The sequence below is a fragment of the uncultured Gimesia sp. genome (genome assembly GCF_963972345.1).
In the GTDB taxonomy this organism is placed as follows: Bacteria; Planctomycetota; Planctomycetia; order Planctomycetales; family Planctomycetaceae; genus Gimesia.
On sequence record NZ_CAXAVM010000036.1, the window covers coordinates 1 to 21512 of the forward strand.

Consider the following 21512-nt stretch of genomic DNA (forward strand, 5'->3'; position numbering starts at 1 on the left):
GGTATTGATTGAGATATCCAGCTCGCCAAACTGTGTCAGGCACAGACTGCGGGGAATGGGGGTCGCCGTCATGACCAGCATGTGGGGGGTATTCTGATCGCTGGAGAAATGCGCCCGCTGCATCACGCCAAACTTATGCTGCTCATCGATGATCACCAGTCCCAGGTTATGGTATTGGACATCTTTCTGGACGACCGCCTGCGTGCCTACGATCAGTTGCTGATCTCCAGCAGCGATCTTTTCCAGGGTCGCTTTTCGCTCGGAGGGAGACAGGCTGCCGGTCAGGATGCAGCGTTCTACCCGACTGTGTTTCAATATCTGATTGATGGTTTCCCAGTGCTGCACAGCCAGCAGTTCCGTGGGAGCCATCAGAACCGCCTGGTTCCCGCAGGCAATCGTGGCCAGCATCGCATAAATCGCAATCGCGGTTTTGCCTGCCCCCACGTCCGCCTGCAACATGCGATGCATGGCCCGGCCCGAAGCCAGATCGGTTTTGATCTCTTCAATCGCCTGATTCTGCCCCTCGGTCAGATCGTAGGGAAACAGTCGCCTGATGCGGGCGTCGACTTTCGCTGTGACCTTAACCAGGGGGGCATTATCAACGCAGGTCCAGAGTCGCCTGCGCATCGCCAGTGCCAGTTGAAATTCCAGCAGATCATCATAGATGACTCGATGCACGCCCGCCTGATATTCGTCCATGGTCCGGGGCTTATGCATCTGGATGACGGCCTGGCTTAAGGGAATCAGCGACTGCGTTTCCCGAAAATTCTCCGGCAGATAGTCGGGGATCAGCTGCGCATATTCCTCCACGGCAGCACGAACGAAACGCCGCATCTGGTACATTTTGATGCCTTCGGTCAGGCTGTACCGGGGTAAGATCAGTCCCTGGGGATCATCCAGGTCTTCTTCCAGTACCTGGAACTGGGGATGGGAAATCTCCCACTTTCCGGAGCGGCGTTTAGGTTTGCCGGAAAACATCAGCAACTGCCCGGGGAAAAAACGTTTGATGACCCAGGGCTGATTGAACCAGGTTCCCTTCAGAAAACCAGTGCCACAATCCAGCAGTATTGCAGTAATTGTCCGGCCACGTGAGATCGTCCGGGCATCCAGGTCCACGACTTTTCCACAGACGGAAGCGGGCAGATCTTCTTCCAGCTCATTCACCGGTCGCACATCAGTCAGGTCCAGTACACTGCGGGGCAGATGCCAGAGCAGGTCCTCTACCGTTTGGATTCCGATTTTTTCGAGCAGTTCACCACGTTCCGGCCCCACTCCATTAAGAAATTGAACGGGAGTCTGCAGAGGAGATTCGGTCATCGTATTCTACAACCGTTCGAGCCGAGTTATATGAATCAGTTTCTTGATGTGTTGCCCGATGCCAGGCAGAACGCATCATATATTAACATAGCGTCTCTCGTCGTGTTATCCACGGTCCCAATCTCTCTGGAAACGCCACAGTAAAACGGGACGCAGTCTAATATTCAGACTCACTTTGCATTTTAAGTGCAAACTCTACTGCCAGTTCATCACAGCGCTCATTTTCCGGATGACCACTGTGTCCTTTGATCTGGGTGAAGTTCACTGTGTGTCGCTCCAGCAGGATATCCAGTTTCCGCCAGAGTTCTTCATTCTTGACAGGCTTCCAGCTTTTCCCTTCCCGTCGACGCCAGTTGTTTTTTTTCCAGTTTGGCATCCATTCCTTTGAGCCTTTGGCAACGTACACGCTGTCCGTAATCACTTCCACCCGGGAAGGTCGTTTCAAAAGTTCCAGCCCGGAAATGACCGCCTGCAACTCCATCTGATTATTGGTTGTGACTGCCTCGCCTCCGGAAAACTCTTTTTCCGTTCCCGTGGAAGGATGTCTCAGAATGACTCCCCAGCCTCCCGGACCCGGATTTCCCCTGCAGGCACCATCGGTAAAGATCTGCACAAACGGGAGCGCATCCTGATTTGCTGCATCATCAGTCATAATACTGAAAACGTACGCCTGGCAAGAAATAAACGACGACTCGAATTTGAGTCCCGGTACAAACAACAACTGCAGAGGCTACTACGCATAAGCGTAGAATCAGCCCTGATGAATTCTGGGAAAGAAGCGGAGCGCTCTATTGCGACTATCGTTCTCGATAGACAATACGTCCACGATTCAGGTCATAGGGGGAGACCTCGACCACGACTTTGTCACCCGGGACGATACGAATAAAGTGCTTTCGCATCTTGCCGGCTACATGCGCCAGAACCTGGTGTCCGTTTTCCAGTTCGACTCGAAACTGAGTGTTTGCCAGTGCCTCGGTCACTGTACCTTCGACTTCAATGGCCTCTTCTTTGGCCATAACAATTGTATCCTGTCCAATAAAGTTCTTAATACGGGAATAAGCGATACATCTCGCATAAACCTAACTCCTGTCTCAGCCTGATGAAAGACTTTCGGGAGTTCTCTGTGCCACTTATTGTGACAGGGAGAGGTCAAATATGCCAGTCTGAACAGACCCGCAAGTTATATAACCTCTGATTCAGGCAGGGAAATCCCTGTAGATTTGCCGATTCAACGAATTTTAAGAGGGGAGAACGAGTTTTCCCGGCATCAGTCGTCAAACGTGAGGTAGGCTTTATTAAATCGGGCCCTGCTTATGGAAAGTGAAACATATCAATTGTCGGTCCGTTGATCTGGAAGGCAACTTTCAGATTGTCACACATCTGACAGGATTGTAGTCATGCAGTATCTTAAAAGATTTCTCGTAGAAGAAGATGGTCCTACCGCTGTCGAGTATGCTGTGATGCTGGCCGCGATCGTGATGGTCTGTATCGCCGCGATCGCCGCGATCGGAACCCGCACGAATGCCCTGTTTGAAAATGCGACGACCGAAATGCAGAATCACGGCATGTAATCGTCTGATCTAATTGCAATATTGATCCTCACCCCTCGAATCCCGACTGCGTCCTGCAGAATTGCACTTCTACGGCATTTCATTAAGATTCCATTCCACTAAACTGCATACCATTAAACTGCTGTAATCACAGACTTCTGTTTCGATCCCCAACTCCCGGAACCGCTATGCCAGATTGCTATATTGCACTCGGTGGAAATCAGGGCTCTGTCCGTGAAACCTTCGCTCGGGCACTGGAACACCTCAATCTGCACCCGGAAATTTCTGTCATCCAGACCAGTACGTGGATCGAAACCGCACCGGTGGGCGATCAGACGAGCGATCCTTTTCTGAATGGTGCTGCGCAGCTTTCGACATCACTTTCTCCCGAATCACTGCTGTTAGAACTGCAGCAGCTGGAAGCAGAATGGGGCCGTATCAGAAAGGTTCGCTGGGGTGCCCGGCCGCTCGATCTGGATCTGTTACTCTATGATCAGCGAATCATTTCAACCGACGATCTGATCGTTCCGCATCCGGCCTGCTGGTATCGCCGGTTTGTACTGGATCCCCTGGCTGAAATCGCCGCCGACGTCATTCATCCGGAGAAACAGATCACCATTCAGGAATTGCGGCAGCGTCTGCTGGTAACGCCGTTTCGATTTGTTCTGGCCGGGCTCCCGCCTGAAGAAACGAATTCTCTGATAGAAAATCTGCAGCAACGGTACCCTGAAGTCCTGTTTTCCAGCTGGGAATTGCAAGATTCAACCGAATCTGCTTTCCAGGAACCAACTTTAATTGCCTGGCTGGGGTCTCCGATGTCATCCACAAAATTTGAAGATTTACCCCTGATTCCCCGGCTGAACCTCTCTGAATATCAAGGGGATACTGAACGAATCGTTCATGTCTTGCAATCTGCGCTGGATTTCCAGTAAAAATCGTCTATACTAATAGATAAGGGCTCGCCGATATTTTTAATAGGACTGCTCGAAATCAAACAATGATGATTTGGTTCAGTCAGTCTTGCCTGCCTTCGCCCTCCCACCTTTTCGAATTTGGAGACCTGACACGATGCTCAAGATCCTGGGTTCTCAAAAAGCTAAGTTTTGTGATCAGATAACACGCCGCAACTTTCTCCAGATTGGTGGCCTCGCTTTAGGTGGCATGTCGCTGCCGCAAATTTTACAGGCGGAAAATTCTTCCCCCCAGCGGAAGAACCACAAAGGCATCATCATGATCTTCCTGCCGGGAGGTCCTCCGCATCAGGATATGTGGGATATTAAAGTCGATGCCCCCAGCGAAATTCGAGGCGAATTCAACGCCATTTCCACCAACGTACCCGGCATTGAAATCGGGGATCAATTTCCGCGAATGGCACAGATGGCTGACAAGTTCGCCTTCATCCGTTCAATGGTGGGTTCGGATGGTCGACACGATGCCTTTCAGTGTCTCACCGGTCAACGCTTTGGAAACCAGCCCCTGGGAGGCTGGCCCAGTTTAGGTTCGGTCCTTTCGCAAAAGTATGGCCCCGTCGACCCCTCCATTCCTCCGTTCCTCGGTCTCTCTCCTAAAATGGGGCACATGGAATGGGCCCGCGCCGGAGACCCTGGTTTCCTGGGTCTGTCACATGCGCCGTTCCGTCCCAATGGTGAAGGCATGGCTGATATGACCCTCAATGGCATCTCGTTGGATCGACTGGATAACCGTAAAAAAGTACTCAATTCTCTCGATCAGTTCCGCAGTAAAGTCGATGCGTCCGGCATGATGGAAGGGCTCGACTCGTTCACACAACAGGCGTTTGGCATTCTGACCTCCAGCAAACTGGCGGATGCCCTTGATCTCTCCAAAGAAGATCAGAAACTCCGCGATCGATATGGCCGGGGAACCTCACAGCTCCGCGCAGATGGCGGCCCCAAACTGCTCGATGATTTCCTCACCGCCCGTCGTCTGATTGAAGCCGGGGCACGTTGTGTGACGCTGGCCTTCAGTCGCTGGGACTGGCATGGCGGTAACTTCAAACGCGGTCGCGAAGACATGCCGATGCTCGATCAGGGGGTGACCGCGCTGGTGGAAGACCTCGAACATCGTGGGATGCTGGATGATGTCACCGTTGTCGTCTGGGGTGAATTCGGACGGACTCCCAAGATCAATGCCAACTCCGGCCGCGATCACTGGCCTCGTGTCTCCACTGCCGTTGTTGCTGGCGGCGGCATGAAAACCGGTAAGGTCATCGGCTCGACCAATCGACTCGGCGAATATGCAGAAGACCGCCCGGTCCATTTCCAGGAAGTCTTTGCCACCCTCTATCACAATCTGGGCATCAATGTCGAAACCAGTACCGTCACCGACCTGCAGGGACGCCCCCGCTATCTGGTCGATACGAACCAGTATAAAGTCATGCCCGAACTGGTCTGAGCTGATTTACCGGAAAATACATTGAGTTCTGCAGGCAATGCAGGGGAAGTCCCCTGTCTCTTCGCGTGAGAAACGGGACTTCATATCTTGCCCTTCATGGTACTCTCAATCGTCGCCAGTTTCGTGACTTTCGAATCCATCGGTGTAGAAATTGATTCCGTGTAATCAGGGGACCAATGCGCAGTGCATTTTTTCGACTTGACGCCGTCGCGCCCTTTCCGAAACTACGAGTTATGCGTCGCGCGCGTAGCATGGTATTTCACATAGGGAACAGTTTCCCCCTGCCGATTTCAGTACTATAAAAGTCTCTTGTAATATCGTTTTTTTCTCTCATTTTCCGGCTCTTGTTCAAAAGGTTCACTACCTGTCAACCCGCTTTGGTACGCATTCCGTTCCCTTAGGGAGCCCTGAGCTGTGACTTTCAGCCTCGAAACGCGACAGAACTGCGCCTGACTCAAAATGAAGCATCTTTTCAACCAGGAGCTTCGGGCAAATGTCTTGACTCTCGGTTTGACGTTGATGAAGAATCGCGTCACATTTCACTATCGCGTCTTTCAATCTATTATTATCAGCCCATATATCCCTGGAGACGCTATCGTAAACCGGGACCCAGTTTAAAATGGGGAGTCGGCCTTTCATTGTACCAGAAAGCAACTGAGCTCAGATCGGAATTTCCTGCCGAAACGATTTCAGCGAAAATCGTTCGTGTAGATTTCGCCAGTGATCGGCGTTTTGTCTCCCACCCGGCAGCAGCGATTTCGATCAGGGATTTGAGCAGGTCTCTTGCAAACACAGGAAATATAATATCAGTCTTCAAAAATCACTCGCTGTCCTTGTCTCTGAAAATTCTGTTAAATACACTTTCAATTCACAGTGATTATCAAAACGAAATAACAGACGCCTGCTTTGTTACGCGAAGCAGCTTTGAGGATTGACGATGTCCGACAAATCGACGCCAGAGACCGTAGAAACCATTATCCGAAATCGCAAGACGGAAAAAGTACTCTGTGATATTGAGGCACATCGGCCTGTTCCCGCTGACATCGCAGAACGCAATCGTGAAATCGTACTCCAGGCGATTAAGACCGCGGGCTGGGCTCCGTTTCACTATCCACGCAAAGTCGATAATTTAGCGGAACCGTGGCGCGCCTATGTTTTATGGCATGAGCAGGCAAAACAGGCGGCGATTTACCTGCGCGATGAATTAAACGTCACCTCAAAAGAGCCCCGGCTGGCAGCCGCCTGTAGCGCGCTGGTTCTCGTGACCTGGTTGCCCGAGGTCTCTGCTGCTGATGTACAGCAGGATGCAAAAGTCGAACGTGAAACGTTACTGGCACGAGACGAAGAGCACCTGGCTGCGGCTTCAGCGATGGTCCAGAATCTGTTACTGATGCTGACCGCGCACGGTATGGGAAACTACTGGTCGAGTGGGGGAAAACTGAAGGGACCGGAGATGTTCCAGTACCTCGGCATTCCCGAACAGGAAAAATTACTGGCAGCTGTCTTCGTTGAGTACCCGGAAATGAGGGACGATTCCCAAGAACGCAAACCGGGCAGCCTGCGAAACGACCGAAGCGATCAGTGGATTCGCGAAGTGACCCTGTAAGAGTAAAAAACATTTACTCCCAGCAGGATCTCAACCAGCGATCACACTTGAATCTGCGAGAGTTCCTGCCAGAGCAGGGCACTGGCCAGGGTTCCCTGTCGAAATGATTCCAGCGAAAAGCGTTCGTTCGGGCTATGGAGGTTGTCCGTATTCTGTCCCCAGCCCAGCAGCAGGGTTTCTACGCCGACCAGCGACTGAAATGTCTCGACGACGGGTATCGAGCCTCATTCGCGAATCATGACCGGCGCGGTTCCGAATGCCTGCTCGATGGCCGTCCGGGCTGCCGACATGTAAGGGCTGTTGAAATCAAAGACCAGACCGCGGCAGCCGTGGAAGTCGATGAATTCCATCGTCAGTCCCGGCGGCAGCTGATCGCGCAGAAACTGTTCCAGCGCTTTCGTCAATGCTTTGGGATCCTGGTCCGGTACCAGGCGGCAGCTGATTTTGACGCGTGCCTGAGCCGGTACAATCGTCTTGGGCCCTTCGCCCGTGTATCCTGAAATCATGCCGTTCACATCGCACGTCGGTCGCGCCCAGCGGCGTTCCAGCGTGGTAAAGCCTGCTTCACCGGCGACCGCATTCACGCCCAGGTTCTGCATGAACGTCGCTTCTTCAAACGGCAGCGCGGCAAACTGATCACGCTCTTCCTGAGTCAGTTCCAGTACGCCATCATAAAAACCGGGGATCTGTACCCGTCCCTGGTCATCGTGTAAGGCGGCGACCATCTTTGCCAGTCCATTGCCCGGGTTCGTTACCGCACCACCGAACACACCACTGTGCAGATCCTGTCGGGGGCCGCGGACAATCACTTCGCAGGCCAGGATGCCCCGTAGTCCATAGGTAATGGCAGGAATGCCCGGTCCGTACTGGCTGGTATCACTGATGACCGCGATATCGCTGGCAACCAGATCCTTATTGTCTGCGAGAAAACGGTCCAGGTTGTCGCTGCCCACTTCTTCTTCGCCTTCAATCACGAAGACTACGTTGACGGGCAGTTCGCCGTGCGTTTTCATCCAGGCTTCAACCGATTTAATGTGCGTATACATCTGCCCTTTATCATCGGTCGCGCCGCGGGAGTAAATGTGTCCCTCGCGGATGTCCGGTTCAAAGGGAGGTGTCGTCCATTGGTCGAGCGGATCGGGAGGCTGCACATCGTAGTGACCGTAAATCAGTACGGTCGGCTTTCCGGCTGCTTTTTTCCAGGCCCCGTAAACAATCGGATGACCGGCGGTTTCCACCAGTCGGCTTTCGATGCCCGCCGCTGCCAGCTGTTTCAGTACGAACTCGGCTCCCCGTCTCGTTTCCGACTTCAAAGTCGAGTCGGCACTCACACTGGGAATTTTCAGGAATTCGATCAGTTCACTGACGGCCTGATCCTGATGTTGCTCTAAATAGCTGCGAACTTGCTCAACCATTGTTTTCCTGTAACCTTGATCCTGCTAAGTTATGATACATTGAAGGTGAGAGAGACTCGGCGAATGATGTTGTGAACTCTGAGTATAAGTCCCCGTGGATCATTTGAGTATAGAAGTCATCCATGAAAACAGCAGATGTTGTAATAATTGGAGGGGGAATCATTGGCCTGGCGACCGGCTGGCAGATCAGTCGGCGGTTCCCCGGTCAATCAATTCTGATTCTCGAAAAAGAAAACCAGGTGGCACAACATCAGACCGGCCATAATTCCGGAGTGCTGCATTCCGGAATCTACTACAAGCCGGGCTCGCTCAGGGCCATCAACTGTCGCGAAGGCAAACGCCTGATGGAAGAGTTCTGCGACGCGGAAGAAATTTCCTGGGATCAATGTGGCAAAGTGATCGTGGCCGTCGACGAACGGGAGTTTCCTGCCCTGGATCGCATCTATGAACGGGGGCAGTTGAATGGCGTCCACTGTGAAATGATTGGGGAGGACCGCGTCAAGGAACTGGAACCACACGTGGCCGGGATTCGAGGCATCCATGTTCCCGAAACCGGCATCGTCGATTACACACAGGTCTCCCTGCGACTGGCCGCACGTATTCAGGAGCAGGATAACCAGATTCTGACCGGGGCCGAAGTCACAGGTATCCGGCATCACGCCGACTCGATTACCGTGAATACAAAACAGGGGGACATTTCCGCAAAACAGGTCATCAACTGTGGCGGGCTGTTCAGCGATCGCCTGGCCCGCATGGGGGGGGCGAAACCCGCATGCAAAATCGTTCCCTTTCGCGGCGAATATTATGTACTCAAACCAGCGGCGGAACATCTCTGCAAAGCCCTGATCTATCCGGTCCCCAATCCCGAATTTCCCTTTCTCGGCGTGCACTTCACTAAAATGATTCATGGCGGCGTCGAATGCGGCCCGAATGCGGTCTGGGCTTTTGCGAGAGAAGGCTATACGAAAACCCGTATCAATATCGGCGATTTGTTGGAAGCGGCCACTTATCCAGGATTTCGTAAGATGGCTTTCAAATACTGGAAGACCGGCCTGAAAGAGATGTGGCGGTCCTTCAGCAAGCCGGCGTTCGTGCATGAACTGCAGCGGCTGATTCCCGAAATTAAAGCTGCCGACCTCGAAGCGGCCCCCGCGGGTGTGCGTGCCCAGGCACTCGGGCCGGATGGAACCCTCGTGGACGACTTTATGATTGATGAATCGGATCGCATGATCAATGTTTTAAATGCCCCTTCACCGGCAGCCACTTCGTCATTACGGATCGGTTCGATGATCACGGATCTGCTGGCCCGCCGGATTCAATAACAGAAAGAACAGCGTTAATGCCGGCTTCGATCATCACTTACTGGGGGTATGCCACCGTTGTCTTCTGGGCGGTCCTGCTGGTGCCTTCGTTACTGATGATGATCCGTAAACGCATCACCCGCTGTCTGCCTGGGACGGAGACTCCTGAAGTCTGGCCTGCGATCTCCGTCATTGTGCCCGCCAAAGACGAAGCCGAAACCATCGAATTGACACTCAACTCGCTGTTGGCATCCGACTATCCCCGGCTGGAAATCATCGCCGTCAATGATCGCTCGACCGACGAAACGGGGGCGATCATGGAACGGGTCGCGCAAGCCGCCTCAGAGCAGGACCGCGTCTCCATGCAGATTGTTCATATCACAGAACTGCCGGCGGACTGGCTGGGGAAATCACACGCCATGCATCAGGCGGCAAAACAGGCGACGGGCGAACTGTTACTGTTTACCGACGGTGATATTATTTTCAATCCCCGCGCGATTTCAGAAGCGACACGTGTCTTTCTGCAGCAGAAACTCGATCATCTCTGCCTGCTGCCTCAACTGGCGCGCGGCGGTCTGCTGGAAATGGCATTCATTACCTTCTTTGGCTTTCTGCTGACCGGGGGCATGTTTCTCTGGCTCATCCCGACCCGCTGGCACTTCGCCTATATTGGCATCGGCGCCTTCAACCTGGTCCGCACCGAAGTGTATCAACAGGTTGGCGGGCACGCTGCGATCAAGCTGGATGTGCTGGATGACATCAAACTCGGTAAACTGATCAAGAACTATTATTATAAACAGGACTTTTACCTGGGCATCGAACAGCTCAAGGTTCGCTGGCAGCCTTCCGCGTGGGGCGTGATTACCGGCGTCGAAAAAAACTCGTTCGCCTCGTTTCACTACTCGCTGTTGCGGGTCTCGCTGGCGACACTGGTCTTTCTCCTGTTTTTTATCGCACCCTTTATCGTCCCGTTTCTGTATCCACTCTCACAGACGATCGGCTTTCTGATCACCGTCGGCCTGCTGCATCTCTGTTATGCCACGATTGCCGTTCTATTTTCTTCGGGGCTCCGCGTGACGCCACTGTTGTTCTTCTCTTCGCTGGCACTCGCCTTTGCCATCTGGCGGTCGGCATATATCACGATCAAAAACGGCGGCGTCCGCTGGCGCGATACGATTTATCCGCTGGATGTGCTGAAGAAGAACCTGTATTGAAGAGCAGGGGAACCGTTAATTCGCCGATTCCGGGGGCTGATCTGGCTTTTCGGATTCTGATTTCGGGTACCCCGGTTTATTTTTGACGGTGAGGTACCGGCTGCTGGTCTGGCTGCCGTCTGTGCCCAGTAACTCGATGCGGCGCTGCATGGTATCGATGATGAAGCGTCTGCCGTCAGTCAGGTACAATTCGTTCCAGGCATGTCCTCCGGCGCGGCTGGCATCACCATAATTGCCGCGAACCAGCGAGACGTCCAGACCCGCTTCGTCGGCCAGCAGTTTGAACAGCAGCGCCCGATGGCGGCAGACGCCGGCTCCACAAATACGGGTGACTTCGCCGAGCAGGACTCCCTCGTTTGCATATTCTCTGGTCAGCAGCACGACGGCAGGAGTGCTCCAGCGGTTGTCTTTGTCGAGTGACATATTCTGGTCCACGTATTTCGCCAGTCGCGTTGCCCGCTGGAATGGCTCTAACGCCTTCAATTCTTCGGAGCGGGCGAATTCCAGGTGCTGTTTCAGAGCCGCATCACGCTGGCGGTCGACAACGATCAACTCCCGTCGGGAAGTTGCCTGACCTTTTTCATCCAGTTTCATGCCCCGGCCGCCGTCAACGTAGCCATCCATGATCCTGATTTTCGGCCCGACAAAATGTTTTGAATGATAGGCAACGGTTACCTGTCGCGCGGCTTCTTTCAGTTGAGGACGCAGGGAGTCTCCTTCGCGATAACCTCGCAGAGTCAGGTCCAGAAATAGGTCACTGCTGCGGGGGTCTACCTGGTGTACTTCGACTGCGACAACGTTTGCGCCGGTGACCAGTAGTGGCGTCTCGATTTTGAAATTCTGATATAGTCGTTCCTCCAGCCCATCGGATCGTTTCAAAGCCCGCATTTCCTGTGTGACCTGGCCTTCAGGAAGATTGTGTCGGATGATTTCTTTCCCGTTCAGATAGACAATCATGCCATCGTCGCTGCGAATCATGAAGACCAGTTGCTTGAACTGGCTGGCGTTGTTAACAGAAAACGAGTGCCGAAAACAGGCTGTGATCGGTTTCTGTTGTGGATCACTGCCGAAGCTCAGCGTGGTACTGACGTCCGATTCCCCATACCCGAGCGGAGCGACGCCGGATTGCCACTTTGAATCGTCAAATTGCGGCTCAAACCAGTTGGCAGGCACGGGATGCAGGCCATCCTGAAACCGCCAGCGGGTCTCGTTTCCAAAGGGGATCAGAGTCGTTTCCGCCCGTAGCAGAGAGGGAAGAATCGATAAACTGAGTGACATCAACAAACTGGTGAAAAAACACTGCCGCATCGTTCTCATTTCATGATCAGATTATATGTGATGGAGCTGATGCCTGATTCACTCCAGGATCTCGACTGACAAATCGTAGGGAATGTGGAAATTCGAATCAAACATTGTCTTCTGAAAATAATATCTTCCATTCTCTTGCTTCCACTAAAAACCCTGTTTTCTGTTCGCTGAACGACCCGTCTGGATGCTGACCGTTCGATGCCGGGGGGCGTTTTCTAAGGGTAACACCGACAAAATGCCTGTTTATGCAGTGTTGTCGTGTACTGGCATGGAAACTGCATCTCTATTTTTACATCAAAGTGGGTGACAGGTGATATCACCAGATACAAACTTAGGTCACAAGGGAATGCCCCAGCCAAATATTGTTAAACATTTACGAGGAGACAATCATGTCATTTTTGAAACTCAGTTCTGCAACCGCACTGGCTGCTCTGGTTCTGGTCGGTTGCGAGACAAATTCCGAGTCGATTGAGCAGGCTCGAGAAAACGTAGACGAAGCTAAAATGGAAGCCCAGCAGGAGATCGCCCAGGCTGAACAGGAAGGGACCGCTGAGGTGCGTGAAGCCCGTCGTATGGGTACCGAAAATATCCAGGAAGAAATGAAAGACGTCGAACAGGCGCGTGTCGGAAACGAAGAAGCGGCTGACGTCAGTGAAGAAATGAGAGACGTTAAGGAAGCTCAGCGTGAACTGGACGAATCGCTGGCACAGGCGAAAAAAGCCAAAGCAGAAGATGTCGCCGAAGCGAAAACTGAAGCGGAAGAGCGAGTGAATGCTGCTCGAAACCGACTGGCTGAAACGAAAGTGGAAGCTTTGAAGAATACACAGGAAAACGTGATGGAAGCCGAAAAAGCTTTGAAAGAAGAACAGGCTGAAGTCACTGAAGCTGAAGCGGCCCTTGCTGCTGCGAAAAAGAAACTGAGTGAAACCAGTGAAGCCGATAAAGAAGATGCACAGGAAGCTGTGAACGATGCAGAAGAAACACTGGCTTCGGAAAAGAAAGACATCGCTGATGCAGAACAGAACCTGCAGAAAGCGAAGCAGGAACTTGATAAAGTGAAAGCGCTGATCAACCAATAGTCCACAAACGAAACAGATCAGCCCGAATTCACACGACAGCAACCCGGATCAAAAGTCCGGGTTGTTTTTTTATTAATTTCTGTTTCGCAGTAGAGAATTCGGCCTTAATTTTTTGTAACAGTTCATTATTCATCTTATGTTTTTTTGAGAAAATCCATATCATAAAGCTCCAGAGACAGAATTCTGAGATTGTTAAACAACATGAGTGGAGAAACGGATGGGCGCCTGGGGATATCGTACTTTTGAAGATGACAGCACGTGTGACTGGGCTGAAGATTTATACGATGCTGAGAAGGCGGTTCCGTTTCTGCGCGAATCATTAACGCCGGAAGCAGCCGATGGTTACCTGGAGTATGATGACTGCTGTTCCATCCTGGGAGCTGCGGAAACGGTGTATGCACTTTTATTTGAAGTCCGGGACAATCCGCCGGAGAAGTTTCAGGAATGGGTCCAGAACCATCGGGGGCTGGATGTGACCGACTTGAAACCAGTCTGTGTACTGGCATTGAACCGCGTGCTCTCCGAGAATTCGGAATTGAATGAACTCTGGTCAGAAAACAGCACCGAGTATCCCGAGTGGAAAGGCAACGTTGAACACATGATCCACGCGTTTAATGCGTGAGTAGGCGATTTCTCTGTTGGAGTGACGATTAATCAATGGTAGCGCTCTTTCGAGGAACTCCTGTCGCCGGTTTTTTACGTGATTCAGCGAAAAAACCGGCATGCGATTTACTCCCAGATTGCTCTCATCAAATTAAATTCGGTCTGTTACAATCAGTCATTGAGGCTCAAGCCTCGCCTTTTCAGACCCTCTGACTTTCAACAGCCTGCACAAACCATGAAACACAAAATATCGCTCATCAGTCTCCCTGTATTGCTCCTGGTGCTCTTCTCAGCGAATGCGGACCTGTCTGCGCAGCTCACCTTTCCGAAGCAGGAGAAGTTCGAAGGCGCGCCGATCAAAACCACTGTCACCGTCACGCTGCTGATGGAAGATAACAGCGCGGCGCTGTTTGCCCAGCAGTGGGGACAGACATTTCGCGATCTGGGAATCTCAATCCGCACACGCCGCTCCGTACTGGATGACAAACCGGCGATCGAACAGGATCTGCGGGGCACCCTGCGTGAAGTCCGTCTGACAGGCACGCTGAGCGGAAATGGCGAAATTCAGTTCCCCGGACATCGCTTTACCCGCGGTGATCTGGGACGGCTCACAGAATGGCTCAACGAACTTAAAACATTCGGAGCGCAAGGCTCACCCGACAGTAAACCGCTGTGGGGCCTGTCCAATGAGCAGTTCAAAACGGTATTCGATGCGCTTGCTGAGAAATCTCCTGCCAGTGTGCAGGGCCTCACATTAAAAGCGGCCCTCGACAAACTGGATTTCCCCGATTCACTTCCGATCCGCTTCGACGTTGATGCACAGAAACGACTGGCAGAAGCTTCTCCTGATCTCACTATCAAAGCCGATCTGGAAAAACTGGCCAAAGGGACGGCGCTGGCGATTGCCCTCAAACAGTACGGGCTTGCATTCTATCCACTGCGGACCCCCGCTGGTTCACTGGAACTGCTGGTGACTCCCTGGGAGGAGACAGATTCACCCTGGCCCATCGGCTGGGATCTGAAACTCTCCCGCCAGAAAACCGCGCCCCGTTACTTTGAGTTAATTCCGGTCGAACTCAATAACGTACCGCTGCGGGATGTGTTAATGGCGGCTTCGAAAGCATCAGGCATTCCCATGATCGCCGATGAATACGCGATTGATAAGAAAGGGGTTGACCTGGATCAGATCAAAGTCACCGTCGCAAAAAAAAGGACGACCTGGGGCATCCTGATCCGAAACGCCATTGGCCGGGATGGTCTCACCCGGAAACTCGTGATCGATGAACGCGGGCAACCCTTCATCTGGATTACCGTCTTCACGCCCCGCGTTTCGCCTGTAACCCGTTAACTGCGGCGTCGATTATGGAACCGGCGGAGCAGGGGGAGGCGGAATCGTTTCAATTGAGAAGCGGGCGTTTTTTTTGATCGGTGCTTTTGTCGGATGCGGTTTCTGAGGCAGCATTGTCCCGTGCGGCGTATCGACACTCATGCTGCTGTTGGCTGCCCCCATCGGGAGGGGTTGCATGTCCGCCGGGTAGACTTCGGTTTCGGCACTCACATTCATCACGGCATCGTAGGGGTTCGTGGAAGCCAAGTTTCCACCCACCAGATCAGGACGGACGTATTTCACATTGCGACCAGGTGTGACCCCGTACTGCCAGTGAAACAATGACACCTGGTCGGCCTTGTACGGGAAATGCTCCCGTTTCTCGAAGAAGATGGCAGGCGCCCTGAGCGTGTTGTAATCCATCCACATGCTCGACAGGCTGTATTTCTTCCGATGCACGCACCCCTGCTGGCTCAGCAGCGCTACGGTCAGCAGCAACAGCATGATTCGAGACCAGCGAAATCGGATTTGACGATGCATGAATTAACCTGAACGAAAGTGATGTCGTACGAGAGAACTCAAAAACTGCTGACATCTGGTGCGCAGCATCTCTACCTCTCTGAAAGATTCATCGACGAGACAAATCCGCGGGATTCAATCAATTCCCCTCGAAAGAAAACATCAGCGGGGAAAACATACTCATCGCGTAAAACAGGTAAAATGGGGTGGGTTTTAGCGCCACATCCTGGCAAAGATTTTCCCGAGTTCGGGGATCTGGTAGTGGGCATTCAAACCGCTGGGGTTGGGAAGCACCCAGACCTCCGCCGTACCGATCCGTTCTGCCTGGAGTCCCAGTTGGGCTTTATTCCTGCCAAACGCCTTGCGGTAGGATATGATTCCCAGAAAGACAACTTTTTGCGGACAGAATTTCAGGACTTTCTTTGTCAGGATATCAGCTCCTGCGTCGAGTTCTGCTTTCGAAAGTTCATCCGCCCGCTTCGAGGCGCGACTGACGATGTTGGTCAGTCCGCCTCCCCGCGCGAGCAGTTTATCATCTTCGAACGGCGAATAGAGTCGTTCGGTAATCTTTCCGCGATGCATGGCAGGCCAGAAGCGATTACCGGGGCGGGCAAAGTGATGTCCCACCGCAGCAGAGTACAACCCCGGATTGGTGCCGACGAACAACGCTTTTAAATCAGGTTCGATGAGGTCGGGAAGCTGTTTATGAATGGCCTGTTCCAACTGCTGTGGCGTTGGTTTCCAGATTTCTTCCACGCGTTCCAATCTCCCCGACTTGACCCTACTCGATATACCCGTCATTGCGCAGAGCATCAATGGCGCGTTCAAAGGCGTTGACGGTAAATTTAATCTCTGCATCAGAGTGCGCCGCGGTCGTCATGGCTCCCCAGCCGAACCAGTCAACACCGTTCAACAGCAGTGCACAGCGGAAAGCATGTCCCAGTTGTGCATCGTGTTTACGATCGAGTCGATCAAAGTCGTTCTCATAAGGGACGAAGGAATCATCGGTGGGCCGCGGTCCGTCGTAGCCGGGGAAGACCTTGATGATCGAGAATTGCCCGTAAACAACCCAGTCCACATTTTTGCGGGTGAGGACTTCATTCATTCCCGCCCGCAGTTTCGCGGCACTTTCACTTGCCTGGCGGCAGGGTTCCCCGTCAGCGATCTGCTTTAAGACGGCAATGCCGGCCGCCGCGGAAAGGGGGTTGGCGTTATATGTTCCCGGATGTTTCATCTTCTGGCCGAACGGATTGTCAAAGGCAATCGCCTGCATCAGATCGGCACGACCTGCCAGGCAGCCACCGGGCAGACCACCGGCGACGATTTTGGCCAGCGAGGTCAGGTCGGGCACGATACCGCGCACTTCCTGCATGCCGCCGGGAGCGACACGGAAGCCACTGATGACTTCATCCATAATCATCAGAACGCCTTTTTCCTCTGTCAGCTTTCTCAATCCCTGCAGAAAACCCTCAGCCAGTGGAACGACTCCCCAGCGGCTTCCCGTGGCTTCGATAATCAGGCAGGCCGGGTCGTGCTCGGCAATCGCACGTGCGACCAGATCCAGATCGTTGGGACGCAGGATGATCAGTTCTTCAGAAACGCCGTCGGTTACTCCGGGCATGGCGTAGGTTTTGTCATCATGGGGTGGTTCTGCCGCCTGTGCCAGCAGGTCATGCCAGCCATGAAAGTGGCCGGCGAATTTGATGACTTTGGTTTTTCCGGTTGCAATCCGCGCGACACGCAGGGCCATCATCGTCGCTTCGGTACCGCTGCTGGTAAATCGCAGCATTTCGCAGGATGGGACCAGTTGACGAACCAGTTCGCCCCATTCCAGTTCGAGTTCGTGACAGGCACCGAAGTGGGTCCCTTTCGCCACCTGTTCCTGAACCGCTTTGACCATCGCGGGATGACTGTGCCCCAGGATCAATGAGCCGTGACCGCTCCAGTAGTCAATGATGTCATTGCCGTCCACATCGTATTTATGGGCTCCCAATGCATGATCGACATAAATCGGAAACGGCTTCATGTAGCGACCGTCGTGCGTCACGCCACTGGGGAACAGGGTGCACGCCTGCTGATACATCTTTGCCGACGTGGGGAATTTAGCAAAAAAGTCGGCTTCAATCTGCTGTCCTACGGCCTGGCTCATGGCATGGAACTCACTGTAAAAGTAAGAAAATATTCAGATTCAATTCAGAAATCGGGGGGCATACGGAATGGTGAACCTGCAGGCAGGAACCAGTCCCGTGTGATTTATTTATATCGCAATCAGGGGCAAAGATCAAAGTGATCAGAGATAGAATGCCGAGCAAGGGAGACAACTTTCCCTGTACAAAACCAGAAACAGAGACAACCCCGGATCAGACCCGGAGTTGCCCTGTTTCGTTTGTTAGTATTCGTTCGCTTTCTCTGTCTGTCCTTCGACGCCGGCAAACGTGTTTTCTGCCACCTGTCGCACGAGCCGTTCGTCGGCTTCCTGTTTCAGTTTGGCAATCGCGTCCGCCAGTGGCATCGGTCCCAGGTCACCGTCGATACGGTCACGCACGGCGACCGCAGTCTGTTCGGCTTCTTTAGGGCCGACGATGAACATGTACGGGATCAGTTCCAGCTGGGCATCTCGGATCTTAGCGTTGACCTTCGAACTGCGGGTATCGATGGACACTCGGAACCCGTTCTTGCGGAGTTGCGCCACCACTTCGTTGGCGTAGTCCAGCGTTTTATCACTGACGGGCAGGACGCGAATCTGTTCCGGCGCGAGCCACAGTGGAAATGCACCTGCGAAGTGTTCAATCAACATACCTGTGAAACGCTCCATCGAACCGAAGGGCGCGCGGTGAATCATCACGGGACGATGCGGGTGATTATCGGAGCCGGTATATTCCAGCTTGAAGCGTTCCGGCAGGTTATAATCCAGTTGCACGGTTCCCAGCTGCCATTCGCGGCCGATACAGTCGGAGACCATGAAGTCGGCTTTGGGGCCATAAAAGGCGGCTTCGCCTTCGCATTCGCTGTACGACATGCCCGAGGCTTCGAGCACTTTGCGCAGGCTGTTTTCCGCATGCTGCCAGTTTTCTTCACTGCCGACATATTTATCACTGCCAGGTTCGCGAAGTGAGAGCTGTACGCGGAAATTATCCAGTCCGACGGAAGCCAGTACGAATTTTACCAGTTCCAGGGTGGCACGGAATTCTTCTTCGACCTGCTCGGGAGTACAGAAAATGTGCGCGTCATCCTGGGTCAGTCCCCGTACGCGTAACATGCCGTTCAATTCCCCGGTCTGCTCATGACGATACACGGTGCCAAACTCAGCCAGACGCACGGGCAGATCCCGATAGCTGCGCGGCATCGACTTATACATCTCCGCATGGTGCGGACAGTTCATCGGCTTCAGCAGATAGCGCTCGTGTTTGTGTTCCCAGGCTTTGAGGATTTTGAGCCTCTCTTCTCGGCTTGCACCGGGAGGAAATTCAAAGTCGCAGTTCATCACCCGGGATGACTTGAAGAAGAGCTCTTCGTCTTCTGCAGACAGGCTGTCTTCTTCAAGCTTCCGCACCCAGAAATCGACCAGCTGGCCGGCATCGTGACCAAACAGCGGTGCAAACTGGGAATCCCGATAATAGGGAAAGTGACCGCTGGTTTCATAAAGTTCGACCCGTCCGATATGGGGAGAATAGACAGGCTGGTAACCCAGGCGTGTCAGTTCGACTTTGATGAAGTCTTCCAGCACCGCCCGGATGGTGGCCCCTTTGGGCAGCCAGAGGCAGAGCCCCTGGCCGACTTCGGGGTTGATCGAGAACAGCCCCAGCTTTTTGCCCAGCACCCGGTGATCGCGGCGCTTGGCCTCTTCGACCTGTTCCAGGTACTGCTTCATATCTTTCTTATTGAACCAGGCAGTCCCATACAGACGCTGCAGTGGTTTATTCCCCGCGTCCCCTTTCCAGTACGACCCGGCGATGGAAAGCAGTTTGAAGGCTTTGACTTTACCGGCGTTGGGAATATGCGGGCCACGACAGAGATCGACAAATTCGCCCTGGCGATAGAAGCTGAGCTTTCCGTGATCGGCAAGACCGGTCTGGATGTGTTCGGCTTTGGAATGCTGGTCCATTTCATTGACGAATGAGACGGCTTCGTCCCGATCAAGTGAGAACCGTTCGAAGGGCTCTTCTTCTTTGATGATCTTCTTCATCTCTTCTTCGATTTTGGGGAAGTCATCTTCGCTGATGGTGTGTTCCAGGCCAAAATCGTAATAGAAACCATAGGGCAGTGTCGGCCCGAAGGCAAGTTGAATGCCCGGCCAGAGACGCATGACGGCCCGTGCCATAATGTGCGCACAGGAGTGACGCATGACGCCGAGCGCTTCGGCATCGCGCTCGGTCAGCAGACGGAGCGAGATTTCATTGGAATCAGTGATGTCTTTTAAAGGGCGGAACGCATCGCAAACGGTTCCATCCACTTCCGCTGCGACGACGGCATTGGCCAGTCGTTCGCCGATGGACTGGGCGACATCTAAAGCAGAACTGTCATCGGCATACTCTTTTACGGTTCCATCGGGTAATTTGATTTGAATCATTCGATTTTCAGAATTTCATCTAAAGTCGGAACCACCACAGTCGCCGTTACAAAGGGCTCACTGCTCAGGCAGTTCGAAGGAGGTACGGTCTTTATATTCGACAGCAGATGCCGCCGTCAATGTTCGCTCTCTTGCAATCAAATGCTGCGAAACCATTGAAATTGTTATGATCGGCCACACACGTCGAGTGACTGTGCCTTTCAGCAGTTTTTTTTACAGAAAGTGTTCTGGAACTTGACGATATCTTCAGGGATGCTTACCCTGCTTAACCTCAGGACGATTAGCTCAGTTGGTTAGAGCGCCACGTTGACATCGTGGAGGTCACCGGTTCGAATCCAGTATCGTCCACTGATAAGCCCTTTCTCTATAATGAGTTAGGGCTTTTTTTATGCGCACCGTCAAACTGTTCGACAAATCAGATTCCCTTGATGTGTGTTGGGAACTGACATCCCGCACGGTTTCGTTTGCTTCAGACATCTGGTTCTGCCAGTTCGGAAGTACATTGAGGACAGCGTGTCGCTTTGAGATCGATGGTCGATTTGCAGAAGGGACAGGCTTTTGTGTTATCCGGCTTGGGGGCCTCCTGCCGCTTCATTTTATTCATCTGACGAATCACCAGGAAAATGACAAACGCAACAATCACAAAGTCGATGACCGTATTAATGAAGAGACCGTAATTGATGGTAATCGCTTCGGCAGTGTCAGTTTTCTCGCGGAGTACAATCGCCAGTTGAGAGAAGTCGACTTTGCCCAGTAACATTCCGATAGGGGGCATGACCACATCTTTGACCAGTGAAGAGACGATTTTACTGAACGCCGCTCCGATGATGATTCCCACGGCCATGTCGACAACGTTACCACGAACCGCGAATTCCTTAAATTCTTTGATCATTCCCATTCATCAGTCTCGCTTCTGGTTACCGGTTGAAGTGCATGCGGAGTGTCAAAGATAAAACGTTTGCGCTTCTGGTTTAGAACGTTTTTTCCCTGCAGGGAAGACACGCTTTGCTATGGCACTGGATTGACAGGCAGTGTATCCGAGTCTGGTTAAACCGTCAATTTTTATCCAGATTCACTAATCCGTTTTATCATCGGCTCCGGTTTGTCAAAGTTTTACTTTTACCGGATGTCCCGCATTGATTCAGCAGGTGGCAGCGGAAACCAGGCGTACTTCAGGCGCTCATTACCTGACTGCATCTTTCCCTATAACCAGCACGAACCCTGACAAAATTCCGGCACGGTCCTTGAAATCGGCATTACTCACACAGACGGACTGTTCTTCAGGTCGATT

Annotated in this window: 19 protein-coding genes and 1 tRNA gene; 10 read left to right on the forward strand and 10 right to left on the reverse strand. The window is 52.8% G+C overall.

Annotated elements, in window-relative coordinates; translation table 11 throughout:
• From AACZ40_RS08585 to infA, 3 genes are all read right to left on the reverse strand, one after another.
• Positions 1–1317: DEAD/DEAH box helicase (locus AACZ40_RS08585; RefSeq protein WP_339674038.1), on the reverse strand; the 1317-nt coding region annotated here is incomplete at its 3' end.
• Between the two features lie 157 nt (positions 1318–1474).
• Positions 1475–1969, reverse strand: coding sequence for a ribonuclease HI (gene rnhA / locus AACZ40_RS08590; protein ID WP_291179716.1), 495 nt, complete (start codon positions 1967–1969; stop codon positions 1475–1477).
• A gap of 145 nt (positions 1970–2114) precedes the next feature.
• Positions 2115–2333, reverse strand: coding sequence for a translation initiation factor IF-1 (infA, locus tag AACZ40_RS08595; protein ID WP_002643979.1), 219 nt, complete (start codon positions 2331–2333; stop codon positions 2115–2117).
• Positions 2334–2714: 381 nt separating this feature from the next.
• Here infA and AACZ40_RS08600 point away from each other — a divergent pair, with 381 nt between their 5' ends.
• The 4 genes from AACZ40_RS08600 to AACZ40_RS08615 all read left to right on the forward strand — a co-directional run bounded on the left by AACZ40_RS08600 (position 2715) and on the right by AACZ40_RS08615 (position 6885).
• Positions 2715–2888: a Flp family type IVb pilin gene (locus AACZ40_RS08600; RefSeq protein ID WP_291179701.1), complete on the forward strand. Its 174-nt coding sequence runs from the start codon at positions 2715–2717 to the stop codon at positions 2886–2888.
• Positions 2889–3055: 167 nt separating this feature from the next.
• On the forward strand, positions 3056–3799 hold the full coding sequence (gene folK, locus AACZ40_RS08605; RefSeq protein WP_291179698.1) for a 2-amino-4-hydroxy-6-hydroxymethyldihydropteridine diphosphokinase: 744 nt from the start codon (positions 3056–3058) through the stop codon (positions 3797–3799).
• A 136-nt stretch (positions 3800–3935) separates the two neighbouring features.
• Positions 3936–5279 carry a DUF1501 domain-containing protein gene (locus AACZ40_RS08610; protein ID WP_291179696.1) on the forward strand — a complete coding sequence of 448 codons (1344 nt, stop codon included), beginning with the start codon at positions 3936–3938 and terminating at the stop codon, positions 5277–5279.
• Positions 5280–6216: 937 nt separating this feature from the next.
• Positions 6217–6885, forward strand: coding sequence for a nitroreductase family protein (locus tag AACZ40_RS08615; protein ID WP_291179693.1), 669 nt, complete (start codon positions 6217–6219; stop codon positions 6883–6885).
• 224 nt (positions 6886–7109) lie between these two features.
• On the opposite strand, the gene AACZ40_RS08620 is transcribed toward AACZ40_RS08615, so the two are convergent.
• Entirely contained in the window at positions 7110–8300 is a 1191-nt protein-coding gene (locus AACZ40_RS08620) for a dipeptidase (protein WP_339674050.1), read from the reverse strand.
• Between the two features lie 122 nt (positions 8301–8422).
• Between AACZ40_RS08620 and lhgO the strand changes: the two genes are divergently transcribed.
• Together lhgO and AACZ40_RS08630 are read left to right on the forward strand one after the other, a co-directional pair.
• Complete coding sequence (lhgO, locus tag AACZ40_RS08625) at positions 8423–9622, forward strand: L-2-hydroxyglutarate oxidase (protein WP_291179687.1); 1200 nt, start codon at positions 8423–8425, stop codon at positions 9620–9622.
• 17 nt (positions 9623–9639) lie between these two features.
• Positions 9640–10815 (forward strand): glycosyltransferase, encoded by a 1176-nt coding sequence (locus AACZ40_RS08630; RefSeq protein ID WP_291179684.1) that lies wholly within the window; start codon positions 9640–9642, stop codon positions 10813–10815.
• Positions 10816–10830: 15 nt separating this feature from the next.
• Here AACZ40_RS08630 and AACZ40_RS08635 read toward each other — a convergent pair whose 3' ends face one another.
• Positions 10831–12123 (reverse strand): EDR1-related protein, encoded by a 1293-nt coding sequence (locus AACZ40_RS08635; protein WP_339674054.1) that lies wholly within the window; start codon positions 12121–12123, stop codon positions 10831–10833.
• Between the two features lie 389 nt (positions 12124–12512).
• On the opposite strand from AACZ40_RS08635, the gene AACZ40_RS08640 reads away from it, so the two are divergent.
• The 3 genes from AACZ40_RS08640 to AACZ40_RS08650 all read left to right on the forward strand — a co-directional run bounded on the left by AACZ40_RS08640 (position 12513) and on the right by AACZ40_RS08650 (position 15153).
• Complete coding sequence (locus AACZ40_RS08640; RefSeq protein WP_291179678.1) at positions 12513–13202, forward strand: hypothetical protein; 690 nt, start codon at positions 12513–12515, stop codon at positions 13200–13202.
• A gap of 217 nt (positions 13203–13419) precedes the next feature.
• Positions 13420–13824, forward strand: a complete 405-nt coding sequence (locus AACZ40_RS08645) for a DUF4259 domain-containing protein (RefSeq protein ID WP_291179676.1) — start codon at positions 13420–13422, stop codon at positions 13822–13824.
• A gap of 216 nt (positions 13825–14040) precedes the next feature.
• Positions 14041–15153, forward strand: coding sequence for a hypothetical protein (locus AACZ40_RS08650; protein WP_291179673.1), 1113 nt, complete (start codon positions 14041–14043; stop codon positions 15151–15153).
• Between the two features lie 12 nt (positions 15154–15165).
• On the opposite strand, the gene AACZ40_RS08655 is transcribed toward AACZ40_RS08650, so the two are convergent.
• The 4 genes from AACZ40_RS08655 to thrS all read right to left on the reverse strand — a co-directional run bounded on the left by AACZ40_RS08655 (position 15166) and on the right by thrS (position 20221).
• Positions 15166–15672 (reverse strand): hypothetical protein, encoded by a 507-nt coding sequence (locus tag AACZ40_RS08655; RefSeq protein WP_291179670.1) that lies wholly within the window; start codon positions 15670–15672, stop codon positions 15166–15168.
• 192 nt (positions 15673–15864) lie between these two features.
• Entirely contained in the window at positions 15865–16407 is a 543-nt protein-coding gene (locus tag AACZ40_RS08660; RefSeq protein ID WP_291179667.1) for a mismatch-specific DNA-glycosylase, read from the reverse strand.
• Positions 16408–16432: 25 nt separating this feature from the next.
• Complete coding sequence (locus AACZ40_RS08665; RefSeq protein WP_291179664.1) at positions 16433–17800, reverse strand: aspartate aminotransferase family protein; 1368 nt, start codon at positions 17798–17800, stop codon at positions 16433–16435.
• Between the two features lie 240 nt (positions 17801–18040).
• On the reverse strand, positions 18041–20221 hold the full coding sequence (gene thrS / locus AACZ40_RS08670) for a threonine--tRNA ligase (RefSeq protein WP_291179661.1): 2181 nt from the start codon (positions 20219–20221) through the stop codon (positions 18041–18043).
• 274 nt (positions 20222–20495) lie between these two features.
• Between thrS and AACZ40_RS08675 the strand changes: the two genes are divergently transcribed.
• Positions 20496–20569 (forward strand) — tRNA-Val (locus AACZ40_RS08675).
• 121 nt (positions 20570–20690) lie between these two features.
• Here the strand turns inward: AACZ40_RS08675 and mscL are convergent.
• Positions 20691–21113: a large-conductance mechanosensitive channel protein MscL gene (mscL, locus tag AACZ40_RS08680; RefSeq protein WP_291179658.1), complete on the reverse strand. Its 423-nt coding sequence runs from the start codon at positions 21111–21113 to the stop codon at positions 20691–20693.
• Positions 21114–21512 lie beyond the last annotated feature (399 nt).